14 protein-coding genes are annotated in these 13,393 nt (G+C 60.1%); 12 read left to right on the forward strand and 2 right to left on the reverse strand.

Annotated elements, in window-relative coordinates; genetic code table 11:
* Positions 1-19 precede the first annotated feature (19 nt).
* Both N5D22_RS03465 and N5D22_RS03470 read left to right on the forward strand, forming a co-directional pair.
* Positions 20-1,051 (forward strand): ABC transporter substrate-binding protein, encoded by a 1,032-nt coding sequence (locus N5D22_RS03465; protein ID WP_279655942.1) that lies wholly within the window; start codon positions 20-22, stop codon positions 1,049-1,051.
* On the forward strand, positions 1,048-2,226 hold the full coding sequence (locus N5D22_RS03470) for an acyl-CoA dehydrogenase family protein (protein WP_279655941.1): 1,179 nt from the start codon (positions 1,048-1,050) through the stop codon (positions 2,224-2,226). The genes N5D22_RS03465 and N5D22_RS03470 overlap by 4 nt, the downstream gene beginning before the upstream one ends.
* A gap of 57 nt (positions 2,227-2,283) precedes the next feature.
* Here N5D22_RS03470 and N5D22_RS03475 read toward each other — a convergent pair whose 3' ends face one another.
* On the reverse strand, positions 2,284-3,354 hold the full coding sequence (locus N5D22_RS03475; protein ID WP_279655940.1) for an LLM class flavin-dependent oxidoreductase: 1,071 nt from the start codon (positions 3,352-3,354) through the stop codon (positions 2,284-2,286).
* Between the two features lie 82 nt (positions 3,355-3,436).
* On the opposite strand from N5D22_RS03475, the gene N5D22_RS03480 reads away from it, so the two are divergent.
* The 8 genes from N5D22_RS03480 (at position 3,437) to N5D22_RS03515 (ending at position 10,227) form a co-directional block, all read left to right on the forward strand.
* Positions 3,437-3,658 carry a hypothetical protein gene (locus tag N5D22_RS03480; RefSeq protein WP_279655939.1) on the forward strand — a complete coding sequence of 74 codons (222 nt, stop codon included), beginning with the start codon at positions 3,437-3,439 and terminating at the stop codon, positions 3,656-3,658.
* 81 nt (positions 3,659-3,739) lie between these two features.
* Positions 3,740-4,363 (forward strand): alpha/beta hydrolase, encoded by a 624-nt coding sequence (locus N5D22_RS03485; RefSeq protein ID WP_279655938.1) that lies wholly within the window; start codon positions 3,740-3,742, stop codon positions 4,361-4,363.
* A gap of 231 nt (positions 4,364-4,594) precedes the next feature.
* Positions 4,595-5,524 (forward strand): sulfurtransferase, encoded by a 930-nt coding sequence (locus tag N5D22_RS03490; protein ID WP_279655937.1) that lies wholly within the window; start codon positions 4,595-4,597, stop codon positions 5,522-5,524.
* Between the two features lie 81 nt (positions 5,525-5,605).
* Complete coding sequence (locus N5D22_RS03495) at positions 5,606-6,787, forward strand: YeeE/YedE family protein (protein ID WP_279655936.1); 1,182 nt, start codon at positions 5,606-5,608, stop codon at positions 6,785-6,787.
* Positions 6,788-6,996: 209 nt separating this feature from the next.
* Positions 6,997-7,194 carry a hypothetical protein gene (locus N5D22_RS03500; protein ID WP_279655935.1) on the forward strand — a complete coding sequence of 66 codons (198 nt, stop codon included), beginning with the start codon at positions 6,997-6,999 and terminating at the stop codon, positions 7,192-7,194.
* A gap of 168 nt (positions 7,195-7,362) precedes the next feature.
* Positions 7,363-8,532 carry an FMNH2-dependent alkanesulfonate monooxygenase gene (gene ssuD / locus N5D22_RS03505; RefSeq protein ID WP_279655934.1) on the forward strand — a complete coding sequence of 390 codons (1,170 nt, stop codon included), beginning with the start codon at positions 7,363-7,365 and terminating at the stop codon, positions 8,530-8,532.
* A gap of 155 nt (positions 8,533-8,687) precedes the next feature.
* Complete coding sequence (locus N5D22_RS03510; protein WP_279655933.1) at positions 8,688-9,233, forward strand: flavin reductase family protein; 546 nt, start codon at positions 8,688-8,690, stop codon at positions 9,231-9,233.
* A 49-nt stretch (positions 9,234-9,282) separates the two neighbouring features.
* Positions 9,283-10,227, forward strand: coding sequence for an acyl-CoA dehydrogenase family protein (locus N5D22_RS03515; protein WP_279655932.1), 945 nt, complete (start codon positions 9,283-9,285; stop codon positions 10,225-10,227).
* Between the two features lie 43 nt (positions 10,228-10,270).
* Here the strand turns inward: N5D22_RS03515 and N5D22_RS03520 are convergent, their stop codons facing one another.
* A complete protein-coding gene (locus N5D22_RS03520; RefSeq protein WP_279655931.1) occupies positions 10,271-10,720 on the reverse strand; it encodes an Rrf2 family transcriptional regulator in 450 nt (149 codons plus the stop codon).
* A 303-nt stretch (positions 10,721-11,023) separates the two neighbouring features.
* Between N5D22_RS03520 and N5D22_RS03525 the strand changes: the two genes are divergently transcribed.
* Together N5D22_RS03525 and N5D22_RS03530 are read left to right on the forward strand one after the other, a co-directional pair.
* Positions 11,024-12,025 carry an LLM class flavin-dependent oxidoreductase gene (locus N5D22_RS03525; RefSeq protein ID WP_279655930.1) on the forward strand — a complete coding sequence of 334 codons (1,002 nt, stop codon included), beginning with the start codon at positions 11,024-11,026 and terminating at the stop codon, positions 12,023-12,025.
* 23 nt (positions 12,026-12,048) lie between these two features.
* Positions 12,049-13,389, forward strand: a complete 1,341-nt coding sequence (locus N5D22_RS03530; protein ID WP_279655929.1) for an LLM class flavin-dependent oxidoreductase — start codon at positions 12,049-12,051, stop codon at positions 13,387-13,389.
* Positions 13,390-13,393 lie beyond the last annotated feature (4 nt).

Raw genomic sequence — 13,393 nt, forward strand, 5'->3', positions numbered from 1 at the left:
TTTCATCAAGGACAAAGCCATGAGCACGTCACTTTCTGAAATCTGGTACACACGCTGCCCGGTGCCCACGCCGGTGGGGCTGGCGGCACAGCTCGGTTATCTCGAGCAGACCTTCGAGGAGGTCGGCATAGCGTTGAAATCCATCATCGATTCGCCTGACCGTTCCGTCCGACAGAGCCATTTCAACCACACGCTGGAATGGTCCTTCCGCCATGGCGGCAATGTGCCTCCCATTCGAGCCCGTTCGGAGGGGCGCAATACGCGCCTTATCGGGGTGACCTGGACGGATGAGTTTCAGGCAATCATTACCCTGCCGGAGACCGGTATCCGCTCGCTTGCCGATCTCGTCGGCCGCCGTTTCGGCGTGCCGCGCAGACCGGAAGGCATTGTCGATTTCATGCGCGCGACGGCGCTGAAAGGTATCGTTTCGGCGCTTTCGCTGGAAGGGCTGAAGGTCGAGGATGTCGAGCTCAAGGACATCGTCATCAAGGATTCGGTACTGGCCTCGCAGGAAGGGCCATCGCTGTTCGGCCTGAAGCGCCGGCAATCCTTCGGCGAGGAAATCATCGCGCTGCTGCGGGGCGAGGTCGATGCGATTTTCGTGAAGGGAACGGCCGGTATCGCCGCCGCGAACCTGATCGGCGCCGTGCAGGTGGCGGAGTTCGGTTTTCACCCCGACCCGAAAATCCGCATCAATTCCGGTTCTCCCCGCGTGCTGACGGTTGACGGGCGGCTTGCCGATGAGCGCCCCGATCTGGTGGAGCGGCTGGTTGGTTCAATCGCCAGGGCCTCGCTCTGGGCCGAACAGCACCCGGAAGAAACCCGCCGTTTCATCGCGCGCGAGGCGGGTGCGACTGAAGAGCAGGTTCTGGCCGCCAACGGGCCGGATGTTCACCGCCATCTTGGCCTCGGCCTCGATGCGGACCTCGTCGCCGCTGTCGGCCATTACAAGGACTTCCTGCATCAATGGGGCTTTCTTGAAAACGACTTCGATCTGGGCGACTGGATCGACGACCGTTTTGTTCCGGCAAATGAGAGGGCGGTGGCATGAGCGTTGCACTTTCCGCCGTTCCAAATGCGCCGGCGCAGCGGCCCGATCCCGTCGCCGTCGCAACCGCGCTGGCCGGGGATTTCGGCCTGACCGCTGCGGACTACGATAAAAGCGGCGAATTCGCCGCCGGTAATTTCGAGGCGCTTTTCAAGTCCGGACTGCTCGGTCTCGTCACGGCTGAAAAGGATGGCGGCTGGGGCGAGGGCATGGAAACGGCCCATGCCGTCATCACGGCCATTGCCAAGGGCGACCCATCCACCGCCCTCATTCTCGCCATGCATTACAGCGTTCATGCGGCCGTCCGGCGCGGCAAGTGGCCTGCGGCGCTTGCGGCAAGGGTGCTGGCGGCGAATAACAGCGAGCCGGCGCTTTTGAACAATGCGCAGGCGGAGCCGGGGGTCGGTTCGCCGGCCCATGGCGGCCTGCCGGAAACCACGGCGCGGATCGAGGGCGATGTCTGGGTGGTCAATGGCCGCAAGAGCTTCGTCACCGGCTTGCCGGGGCTGAAATGGGCAATCGTGCTTGCCGTAACGACGGAAGAGACGCCGCGCCTCATCCAGCTTCTGGTGCCGCTCGATGCGTCGGGCATTTCCCAGGAAAAGGCATGGGAGGCGACCGGCATGTACGCCACCGCCAGCCATGATCTGGTGCTGGAAGACGTGAAGGTGCCGCTTGCCGATATCGTCGCCGAGCAACCGGCGGATGAGCCGCTGCGGCGCGATGAGGCGGACGGTTATAATTTCTTCGTGCTTTTGGCTTCCGTCTATCACGGTGTCGCGCTTTCGGCGCGGGATGATCTGTTACGGCATCTGACGGGTCATGTTCCGGCAAGCCTCGGTGCACCGCTCTCCTCCATTCCCCGTATTCAGGAGGGGCTTGGCCAGATCGAGGTGCTGCTGGCGGCAAACCGGCGCCTGCTTCTTTCCGTCGCCCGCGATATCGACGCGGGAGAGAAAGTGGGGACCGATGCATTCGCCATTCGCCATGTGGTGATCGACAATGCGGTGGCGGTGACGGATCTGGCGCTGGAACTCGGCGGCAATCGTGGCCTGCGCCGGGATTATAATCTCGAACGCCATCACCGCGATGCCATTACGGCAAGGGCGCATGCGCCGCAAAGCCACATGATCCGCACGATCCTCGGCCGCCAGAGCATAAAGGCGGCGGGCGGCTGATCGATTAAAACGCCGGGCGGCCTTGCCTCTGCGAGATCGCCCGGCACCGTCTCCGCATCAACCCCGCAACAGCGGCAACAGCCTGTCACCCTGCCGTTCTATCTCCTTCAGATAGGGGGTGTCGGAAAGCACGAAATGGGTGACGCCAAGTGCGCGGTATTTGTTGAGCGACGCGGCGACATCCTCCGCCGAACCCACCAGCCATGTCGTTGCCGCACCGCCGCCGCCGAATTTGCCCGGCGCGGTGTAAAGATTGTCGTCCAGAACATCGCTCTGGCGGTGTAAATCCAGCAGCCGCCGCTGACCGACTGCCACACCCTGCAGATGGTCGTTCCAGCGCAGACCATTATTTGCAGCCATTTCGGCAACCTTCGCTTCCGCGTCGCGCCACGCCTCGGCCGTCGTTTCACGCACCAGGGTGGTAATCCGCAGGCCAAATTGCAGCGGCGGCAGGCCGCGGCCAAGCGTTTCACTGAAATGTCTGAGCCTTTCTATCCGTTCGCCCACGCCGGCAAGCGGCTCGCCCCAGAACAGTTGCACATCGGCCTCGGTTGCCGCGACCTGCTCGGCCGCTTCCGAAGCGCCGCCGAAATAGAGCCTCGGATGTGGCCGGCCGTCGCGTGCGGCGATACGCGGCAGGACGGTGGAATTCTTCACCCGGAAATGATCTCCGTCGAAGGTGACATTTTCTTCCGTCCAGAGCCGCCTTACCAGCCGCATGAACTCCTTGGTGCGCGCATAACGCTGTGCCTGATCGCCCTCTTCATCGCCATAGGCGGCAAGCTCGTCCCTGCCGGAAACGATGTTGATCCGCACCCGGCCGCCGGAAAGCTGGTCGAGCGTGGCGGCGGCCGAGGCAAGGTTGGCTGGTTTCCAGTAACCGGGGCGGATGGCGATCAGTGGCTCGAAGGTGGTGGTGCGCGCCGCAAGCGCCGTCGCCACCGTGAATGTATCAGGCCGCCCCCAGCCCGTGCCGATCAAGGCGCCTTTCCAGCCGTGATTTTCCAGCGCCTTTGCGTGGCTGGTCAATCTTTCGAGACTGTTATGGTCGTCGCTGACGGCATCGCCGCGATGACCGGGTTTGACGTCATTGGGGATGTACCAGAGAAATTCGCTCGTGCTGCTCACATTCACCGCCTGAACTGCCGGTTTATCGCGAGGGGGAACGACCCGCCGCTGCAATATCCGGGGTTGGGAGGTAAAACCTCCGATGGCAGGAGAATGGCAAAGCCGCGGCGGCGCGGCCAAGCAGCGACGTTTCTTTTGGCCTGTTGCGGAGGAAAAGCTTTTTGCCCGTATCACCAATATTGCACATATTTTCCATGTAAAAAATTTGGATAAAAGATTCCGGTTTTTTAGCCTCCTTGGTGCTACAGGGGACATATTTTCCGCTCCCTTGCCGTCGCATGGATCTATATTCCTCGGCGGTTGAAAAGGTGAGCAAGGTAATAGTCGACGGGAATCGCTATATTCTCCATTCTTGATACACATCGCCGCAAACCACGGAGTAGGCATGTGTACCACCTTGATTGTCCCCGGCCTGAACGGTTCGGATGAAGGGCATTGGCAACGGCATTGGTTGCTGGATGATCCCGGGGCTCGGCTGGTCGATCAGGACAATTGGCAATGTCCGGTTCTCGAAGACTGGGTTGACCGTCTTGAGGCCGCGCTGGTCACAGTTGAAAGCGCCTATATTGTCGCCCACAGTCTCGGTTGCCTGCTCGTGGCGAATATGACGTCGCGCGCATCGTCCGCCAAAATCAAGGGCGCGCTCCTGGTCGCGCCCGCCCATCTCGATCGGGTGGAGGCGATGCATCCCTGTATCGTCCGGTTCGGCGCTTTTCCGCGGCAAACGCTCGCTTTTCCCAGCCTCGTGGTGGGTAGCACAAACGATCCCTATATGAGCCCGGAAGAACTGGAGCAAACTGCCGCCAGCTGGGGAAGCGATCTCGTCAACCTCGGCGCAACCGGGCATATCAATATCGCCGCCGGTTTCGGACGATGGCCGGAGGGATACGCGCTTCTGATGCGCCTGAAAGCGGCCACGGGCTCCGAATTGGCTCCCGGCCGCTCGGGAATGCGGGGATTGCCCCCGGTTCAGGGCGCCCATCTTCTCGGGGATGCCGGCACTCTTTAGTTTTGCAGCTGATGAATGAACCTGTTTCAGACGGTTTTTCTGTTTTTCTCCGTTCACAACCTTTGAGGGCTTTATTGCCATTTAATCTGCAATAAATTTCGAATCTCACCTTTTGATTGTTTTTTGGTGACTACATTTATTTTCTACAGAAAATATGAAAAACCGTTCCTTCGCTCCCGATGGTTTTGTTGTCACCTTTCATCGGTCATCAAATCAGGAAGGGGTAGGGAAATGTCCAGGATCAAGTTTGCCGTGTCGGCTCTTAGCGGATTGTTGCTGTCGACAGTGTCATTGGCCGCGACCGGGGCTTCGGAAGCGCTGGTTAAGGCCGATTGGCTGAAGGAAAATCTCGACAATCCGAAGGTGCGGGTCTTTGAGGTCAGTGTCGACACCGGCGTCTATGAGCGCGGGCATATTCCCGGCGCGGTGAACCTCAACTGGCACACGGATCTCGTCGACAAGGAGCGCCGGGACATTGCCGCCCGTGAGAGTTTCCAGTCCCTGCTGCAAAAGGCCGGTGTCGGCGACGATACGACGATCGTTTTATATGGCGACAACAACAACTGGTTTGCAGCCTGGGGTGCGTGGATTTTCGAAACCTACGGTCTTGGCGACCGGGTAAAGCTTCTCGATGGAGGCCGCAAGCTTTGGGAAGCGCAGGGCCTGCCTCTCGATACTTCCGCGCCGGCAGCGGCCGAAACGACGCTGAAGCTCGGTGAGCCCGACACATCGGTCCGAGCGCGGTTCGTGGATGTGGTTGCCGTTGCTGAGGGCAAGCACAACATCAAGCTGGTGGATATCCGTTCGGCGGATGAATATTCGGGCAAGATTTTCGCCCCGGATGGCGTCAAGGAGCTGTCGGTGCGGGCAGGCCACATTCCCGGCGCTGTCAATGTTCCCTGGGGCACCATCGTCAACAAGGACGGAACCTTCAAATCGGCGGATGAGATCAAGGCAATCTATGCCGAAAAGGGCATCGACGGTTCGGCGCCCGTCATCACCTATTGCCGCATCGGTGAGCGCTCCAGCCATACGTGGTTCGCGCTGAAGAAGATACTTGGCTACGACGTCCGCAATTATGATGGTTCCTGGACAGAATACGGAAATGCGGTCGGCGTGCCGATCAGCAACCCGACCGGCACGGTGTGGACCGGCAAATAAGCCCTGGACGCCTTCATTCTTCAGGCCGGTGCGTTGAACATGGCGCACCGGCATTTGTTCTTCCGACATCTCCGGTATTTCATGCGCCCGACCATTCTCCGTCTTGCGGCACTCGCCATTTTATCTGCGCTGGCTGTCGTGGCCTATTCGCTGGGGACGCTTGAAAATGGCCGGCAGCTTGGGTTCTCGCTTCTTGCCGGCGTGGCTTTCGGCATTGTGATGCAACGCGGACGCTTCTGCTTCCTGTGTAATTTCCGTGATTTCATCGACAGCAGACGCTCTGACGGTGTTGTTTCAATTCTCGTCGCGCTTCTGGCGGGCGTGGTGTTTTACCAGATCGTCGTGATGGCCTGGATGCCAGTTCCGCAACCCGGCCGCCTGCCGCCCAATGCGCATATTGGCCCCGTCGGCTGGCTTCTGGCGGCGGCGTCGACTGTCTTCGGCGTCGGTGCTGCCCTCTCGGGCTCCTGCCTGTCGGGACATTTCTATCGGTTGGGCGAGGGGGCTTTCGGGTCGATGCTTGCCATAACCGGTGCCGGCCTCGGTTTTTTGCTGGCGTTTCTCAGCTGGAATTTTCTCTATACGCTCAGCATTTTCGACGACCTTCCCGTCTGGCTGCCGCACTATCTGGGATACGGTCCAGCGCTGCTGATTGCCTGCATTCTGTTGGCCGCCCTGATCTTCGTCGTTCTCTTTTTCGACAAGACAGCTCCCGCTCCTTCGTCCGCCATCCCGGCAAACCGGTTGCATCAGGCGCTTCGAAGCGTTTTCGTGGAACGCTGGCCGCCCGTCGTAACCGGGGTGCTTGTTGCGGCCATCAGCGCCTTTTCCTATTTCCGTGTGGCGCCTCTTGGCGTCACGGCCGAACTCGGCAGTATCGTCAGAACGGCAGGAGCATCTGCGGGCTGGGTGCCGGGAACGCTTGCGGGACTCGATACCGTCAGGGGATGCATCAGTGCGGTTAAAACGACGATCCTGTCGCCAAACGGTATCTTCGTCGGTGGATTGATTGTCGCAAGCTTCGCCTCCGCTCTTTCGGCCGGAAAATTCCAGCCATCCTGGCCTTCCGCCGGCGGTTTGGTGACACGTTTTGCCGGTGGCGTATTGATGGGCTGGGGTAGTATGACGGCGCTTGGCTGCACCATTGGCGTGCTGCTTTCGGGCATCCATGCGGGTGCGTTGTCTGGCTGGGTATTCCTGATTTTTTGTGGTTTAGGCGCCTTTGTGGGGCTCTTTTTCAAGCGTCGCTTTGCCTGGCCGTGAAGGTCAGTCTTCGAAATTCTCAGTCAGCGGGCCAGTGCCTGCGCGATCATGCTCTTTCTGGCCTCGCGGAACGGAATTTTTCCCGCTGCCGCAACCTTGGTCCACATTTGCCGGTGATGCATCAATTATAGAATACTAATTTTATGGAAAATATTGACGATTTTGAACGGTCGCCGGAGGATAAGGGACGTTGAGCAAAGGAGGCGCACATGCCGCAGGGACTTCATGCGTTTACTTTCGATCTGTTCGGCCTGACCCGGCGTCAGCCCCGTGCGGAAGAACAGCCCGGTCTTCACCCGCTGGATCATTCCGGGCGTATCCGGCAGGAGAAAAGTGACCTCGAACTCGAACGGGAAGAGATCTGCGAAATGAATTTTGCGATGCTCGGTCTTTATCCGGTCTTCTAGCCGCCGTTCGCGAAGGCGTCTTTTCCCTTCGCAGCTCCGTTCCTGCGGGAGAGAAACTCCCCGCGGTGGATGGAAATTGGAACAAAATTTCTTAAACGCGCCGGGGATTTGGCTACGCTTTTATCATCAAGCCGGATCGCCCGAGGGGCGGATTGCAAGGAGCTGCCGATGAGCACATCCGATAGACCACTCGATTTTCTATGGTTCATACCGACCTCCGGCGATGGCAGCTATCTTGGCTCCGACGATCTTTCGCGTCCCGCCGATCCCGGATATTTTCGGGAAATAGCCCAGGCGGCGGATCGGCTGGGTTATTCCGGTGTGCTCATTCCCACCGGTGTCGCCTGCGAAGAATCCTTCATCCTTGCGGCCAATCTCGCCGCCTATACCGAAAAGCTGAAATTCCTCGTCGCCATACGCCCGGGTGTTGCTTCGCCGGCTTATTATGCGCGGCTTGCTTCCACGTTCGATCGCGTTTCCCATGGCCGTCTGCTTCTCAACATCGTGGTCGGCGGCAGTGCGCAGGAATTGGCCGGTGACGGTATTTTCCTGCCGCATGACGAGCGTTACGATCACGCCGATGAATTCTTCCAGGTGTTCAATTCGCTGATCGAAACCGGCAGGGCAAACCTCGACGGTAAATATATCAAGGCGCAGGACGCAAGGCTGGGCCTGCCGCCGGTGCAGGAACCGCGGCCGCCGCTTTATTTCGGCGGCTCTTCCGATGCCGGAATCGAGTTTTCGGCCGGTATAACCGACAAATACCTGACCTGGGGCGAACCGCCGGCGCAGGTGGCGGAAAAAATCGCCAAGGTACGCGCCGCTGCGGCCAAGCGAGGGCGGGAGGTTAGCTTCGGCATCCGCCTGCATTTCATCGTTCGTGAAACCGACGAGGAAGCCTGGGCCGATGCGGAGAAACTGATTTCGAAGCTTTCCGATGAGACCATTGCCTCCGCCCAGGAAGCCTTCTCCAAGGCCTCCGACTCAGTCGGGCAGGCAAGAATGCAGGCCCTGCACAATGGCCGGCGTGACAGGCTGGAAGTCTCTCCCAATTTGTGGGCGGGTATAGGGCTGGTCCGCTCCGGCGCCGGCACGGCGCTGGTCGGTTCGCCGAAGACGGTTGCGGCGCGGCTCAGGGAATATCAGGCGCTGGGCGTCGATACCGTCATCGCCTCCGGTTATCCGCATCTGGAGGAAGCCTATCGGATTTCCGAGCTGCTGTTTCCGGAAATCGGGCTTGGCGGGCCGCGCAATCAGATCCGCTCTTCGTTCGGCGCGAGACAGGCTTTTGGCGGCGGCGGCCATGGCGGCAATGTCAAGCTGGTCTCCGGATCCTGATGCTTTCATCGACGCTAGCGGCGGGATGAAACGGGAAAACGGCATATAAAACATTATTTCTATAGAATATTACGATTATGGAAAACGATGTCTATTTCAGTGCCCGCCGCCGCTGCTAGCTATTGAACAATTCAGTTGTTTTCAGGAGCCACCCGATGACATTGCAATATGCGGCCAAGGACCAACAATTCATCAATCTCCGCGACCCGGTCGCCGGCAGGGCGGCGGATGCCGACAGCCTCAAGGCGGCGCTGAGAACCCTGGGCGGCGGCGTCAGTGTGATTACCGCGGGCGAGGGGGATGAGCGAACGGGTGCGACCGTGACCTCGGCCACGGCCTTGTCGGTCGATCCGCCGAGAATCCTGGTGGCGCTCAACCGATCCTCGTCCACATGGCCGGTGGTGCAGCGTTTCGGCCATCTCGCCGTCAACATCATCGGCGCGAACCATCAGTTCGTCGCCAATCAGTTTGCCGGCATTGGCGGGCTAAAGGGCGCAGACCGGTATCGCGGCGCGGAATGGACCCGCCTGGCGAGCGGTGCGCCTATCCTTGAAGATGCGGTTGCCGCGATCGATTGCACCATTGAAGAGGCGATCGAACGCCACAGCCATGTCATCGTCATCGGCAAGGTGGAGGCGATCCGCATCGGTTCCGGCCATTCGCTGCTTTATCAGAACGGGCGTTATCATTCTCTGGACTGAGCCGGCTGTTCCGGCGCTTTCACCTTGTCATTCTTTGAGGGAGTTGAGCATGGGATCCGTCACGCCTCTCGGCGAAAGACTTCGTTTCGTTCCTCCACGCCTCGGCGCGGATGTCGATGTGCTGACCGTTGCCCGCGCGATCGCCGCACATTGTGCCGTTGAAAGCCCGGCGCAAATCCATGGGCGGATCGCCCGTTCCGGCCTGCTTGCTCTCTCCGTTCCAACGGAACTTGGCGGGGCCGACATTACCAATGACGTTCTTTCGCAGGCGCTTTCGATCATTGCCGCAGCCGATGCCGGAGCGGCGCATGATCTCGCCGATCATTTCACTGCCCTTGAATTCATCCGGAATGCGGGTGGCGAAGATCAGCGCAAGGCGCTCTTCGCGCGGCTCGATCTGGGCGAGACCTTCGCTCTGGCGTCCTCCGACGCCGATCTGGATCATGCGGCAGTGGTGACGGAAGATGACTACGCCCTGCGGCTTCCCGACGACATTGCGGGATCGGCCAAGGTCGATGCGGACTGGATCATCGTGCCCGCCGTCAACACGGCCGGGCAGCCCCTGCTTGTCGTTCTGCGCAACCGCCCGAATGCCTTATGGGAAGGCCTGCTGCGGGCCGATCAGGTGGTGTTCCTTGCCCGGGGTGCGGGAAATCTGGCCGCTTCCGTTTCCACCCTTTTGAAAGCCGCGGTGGCTCTGGGGCAAAAACAGCGTGAGCTTTCGGGCCTGCTGATCGACAGGCTGGCCGATGACGGCACGGCGCGACCGGTCATAGGCGAAACATTTCTCGCCATCGAACTTCTGAAGGCACAGATATCCAGCCTTGCGGCCAATATCGATGCGGCGCAGGTGGGAGCGGAAAATGTGTCCTTTCGCTCGGTGCGCAATCATGCCATCACGCTGGAAATCCTGATGGGGCGCCTCGGGCTTGTCGAAGGCGTCAGCGAATCCGGGCTGCTCGCGTCGCTGGACGACGATCTGCGCCGGCAATAAGCGATGCTCTGTCGTGAAGCCGGCTGAAACGCCGTGCGAAATCCTATTCGCCGGCCGGGATGGAGCGGGCGTCCTGCCCGTCCTTCGCCACGAATTGTGCGAGCGTCATATTGTCCAGAATGGTTGCAATGGCGTCACGCACGTCCGTCATCGAAACCCTGACCTGACAGGTCTCCGGATCGTCACAATCGTCACAGGCTTCGAAGGCGGTGCGGCTTGCACAGCGAATGGGGGCCAAGGGCCCGTCCAGCGTGCGGATGACCTGGCCGATCATGATTTCGGACGGCGTTTTCGAAAGCGAATAACCGCCGTTCGGTCCCTTCTTGGAGCGCAGGATACCGCTGTTGCGCAGCTCGAGAAGGATGGTATCCAGAAATTTCTTCGGAATATTGTTGCGGGTGGCAATCTCGGTCACGAAGGCGGTCTCTCCCTGGGGTAACCGAGCCAGATCGACCAGAGCCTTCAGTCCGTATTTGCCTTTTTTGGTCAACATCGCCTGTTCCGTAGAAAGAGCCGGCGCATTCCGCAACGCCGGGCCATATTATTCCTAACTTACTAAGTAGTTTTTAGCGAATTCCGGCGCAAGCCCGTTTCGTCCGGGTTGGGCGCCGAAAGCGGCTTGTTGCAGCCTTTTTAGGCCGGGCTCCCCGGGCTGGTCATCCTTTTGCGAGGGTCGACTTTCTAAAACCTGATCGAAAACAATATTTTCTCTGATCGCGTCGCAACGTGGAACGAACGTTCTTTATAAGACTATAAAATCGGTAGACAAAGTATGCATCAAAGACACGAGGTGACGATGTATACGCTCAGTTTGCTGGACAAGAGCCCGGTTCCGACGGGCGAGGACGCGGCAAGCGCGTTCCGCGACACGATCAATCTTGCCAAACGCGCAGAAGAGCTGGGATATCGACGTTTCTGGGTGGCCGAACATCACAACTCGCCGGAGCTTGCCGGCTCCGCGCCCGAGGCGCTGGTGGCATGGATCCTGGCGAAGACCTCCCGCATCCGCGTCGGCTCTGGCGGCGTCATGCTGCAGCATTACAGCCCCTACAAGGTTGCCGAAGTTTTCAACGTCCTGTCGTCGCTTGCGCCCGGCCGGGTCGATCTCGGCGTCGGCAAGACGCCGGGCGGCCTGCCACTCGCAACGTCGGCCCTGCAGCAGGCTTACGATCCTGCCCGCAAGCCGGATTTCGAGACGGCCTTTGGCGAACTCACCACGTTTTTGTCCGGCGCTGCACCACAGGCTCACGCGCAGGCCGGGCTGCAGGCAACTCCCGTTCCACCGGTCCCAGCAGAGAGGTTCCTGCTCGGCGCCAGCCCGGAAAGCGCAAGGCTTGCGGCCTCCAGGGGATGGAATTTCGTTTTCGCCGGCCATCTCAATGGCGATGCGGAGGTTCTTCGTCGCAGCCTCACGGCTTTCCGTGAAGAGAGCGGCGGACGTGCCGCGATTCTCGCCCTGTCGGCTTTTGCCGCCAGCGATCCCGCCCATGCCGCAAGGCAGGTTGAGGGCCAGCGTATCTACCGGGTTTTTCTTAGCGACGGCAGGGCGTTCAACCTTGGCCGCCGCGAACAGGCGGAAGAATTTGCCCGCCAGTCCGGCGATAGCGATTACCGCATCGAAGAGCGCAGGCCCAACGTCCTGCATGGTGGGCCGGAGGATATTCACAAGGCGCTGCGTGCGCTCTCCGAAGAACACGGCATCGAGGAATTCATCATCGAGCCGCCGCATGTGGGAGCCGACCAGCGGCTTGCCTCGATCGAACTCTTGGCCACGCATTGCCTTTCCCGGGCGGCGTGAATTTGTCCTCAGGAGGAAATGAGATGACGAGAAAGAAAATCCGTTTCGGCATCATGCTTCAGGGTCCCGGCGGGCACATGAATGCCTGGCGACACCCCAAAAGCCCTGTCGATGCCAGCGTCAATTTCGATTTTTTCAGGAAGACCGCGCTGAAGGCGGAAGCGGCGGGCATCGCCTTCGCTTTCGTGGCGGACGGGCTCTACATCAACGACAAGTCCATCCCGCATTTCCTCAACCGGTTCGAGCCGCTGACGATCCTTTCGGCGCTCGCTTCCGTGACCTCGAAGATCGGTCTCGCCGGCACGGTTTCGACCTCCTATAGCGATCCCTTCACCATTGCCCGCCAGTTCGCCTCGCTCGATCTCCTCAGCGGCGGCCGCGCCGGGTGGAATGCCGTGACGACGCCGCTTGAAGGTACGGCGAAGAATTACAGCCGAAACCACCCCGAACATGCGCTGCGTTACGAGATTGCCGACGAATATCTCGAAGTGATCAAGGGCCTGTGGGATAGCTGGGACGATGACGCTTTCCTGCGCAACCGCGAGACGGGACAGTTCTTCGACCGCGCCAAACTCCATACGCTTGGCCACAAGGGCCGCTTCTTCCAGGTGGAAGGCCCGCTCAATATCCAGCGTTCGCCGCAGGGGCAGCCGGTCGTATTCCAGGCCGGTTCCTCCGATGCCGGCATCGGTCTTGCGGGCAAACATGCGGATGCGGTCTTCACCAATTCCGCTTCGCTGGAGGAAAACCAGACCTTTCTGAAGCGTGTGAAACAGAGCGCCGTCGCGCAGGGCAGGTCGGCTGCCGATGTAAAGATTTTCCCCGGCATCGGCCCGATTGTCGGCGAGACGCAGGAGGAAGCGGAGGCGAAATACGACGTCATCCGCAACCTCATCACCATCGAGGATGCGCTGGCCTATCTCGGCCGTTTCTTCGATCATCATGATTTCAGCGTCTATCCGCTGGATGAGCCTTTCCCCGAACTCGGCGAGATCGGCAAGAACAGTTTCCGCTCCACGACCGACCGCATCAAGCGGCGGGCAAGGGAAAAGAACCAGACGCTGCGCGAGGCGGCGCTGGAGGCAGCGACCCCGCGTGAAGGTTTTATCGGCACGCCGGACAAGGTGGCTGACGAAATCATCCGCTGGGTGGAGCACGATGCGGCCGACGGCTTCATTCTGGGCTTCCCGGTAATTGCCGAGGGACTGGACGATTTCATCCGCCTGGTCATCCCCGTACTGCAACGGCGCGGTTATTTCGATCCGCATCTGGAAGGGGCGACGCTGCGCGACCATCTTGGCCTGCCTTTCAGGGAAAGCGTCTATTCCCGCCGTGAGAACGGGTCGGACAAGGCCATCGCCTGAGCTT

Origin of the sequence: Agrobacterium sp. GD03872 (assembly GCF_029840625.1) — a bacterium.
In the GTDB taxonomy this organism is placed as follows: Bacteria; Pseudomonadota; Alphaproteobacteria; order Rhizobiales; family Rhizobiaceae; genus Agrobacterium; species Agrobacterium fabrum_A.

Coding starts and splice junctions, on each gene's coding strand:
- N5D22_RS03510 (WP_279655933.1), top strand. CDS start 8,688: ATGACATTGCAATATGCGGCCAAGGACCAACAATTCATCAATCTCCGC.
- N5D22_RS03495 (WP_279655936.1), top strand. CDS start 5,606: ATGCGCCCGACCATTCTCCGTCTTGCGGCACTCGCCATTTTATCTGCG.
- N5D22_RS03525 (WP_279655930.1), top strand. CDS start 11,024: ATGTATACGCTCAGTTTGCTGGACAAGAGCCCGGTTCCGACGGGCGAG.
- N5D22_RS03485 (WP_279655938.1), top strand. CDS start 3,740: ATGTGTACCACCTTGATTGTCCCCGGCCTGAACGGTTCGGATGAAGGG.
- N5D22_RS03515 (WP_279655932.1), top strand. CDS start 9,283: ATGGGATCCGTCACGCCTCTCGGCGAAAGACTTCGTTTCGTTCCTCCA.
- N5D22_RS03500 (WP_279655935.1), top strand. CDS start 6,997: ATGCCGCAGGGACTTCATGCGTTTACTTTCGATCTGTTCGGCCTGACC.
- N5D22_RS03490 (WP_279655937.1), top strand. CDS start 4,595: ATGTCCAGGATCAAGTTTGCCGTGTCGGCTCTTAGCGGATTGTTGCTG.
- N5D22_RS03520 (WP_279655931.1), bottom strand. CDS start 10,720: ATGTTGACCAAAAAAGGCAAATACGGACTGAAGGCTCTGGTCGATCTG.
- ssuD (WP_279655934.1), top strand. CDS start 7,363: ATGAGCACATCCGATAGACCACTCGATTTTCTATGGTTCATACCGACC.
- N5D22_RS03465 (WP_279655942.1), top strand. CDS start 20: ATGAGCACGTCACTTTCTGAAATCTGGTACACACGCTGCCCGGTGCCC.
- N5D22_RS03480 (WP_279655939.1), top strand. CDS start 3,437: ATGGCAGGAGAATGGCAAAGCCGCGGCGGCGCGGCCAAGCAGCGACGT.
- N5D22_RS03470 (WP_279655941.1), top strand. CDS start 1,048: ATGAGCGTTGCACTTTCCGCCGTTCCAAATGCGCCGGCGCAGCGGCCC.
- N5D22_RS03530 (WP_279655929.1), top strand. CDS start 12,049: ATGACGAGAAAGAAAATCCGTTTCGGCATCATGCTTCAGGGTCCCGGC.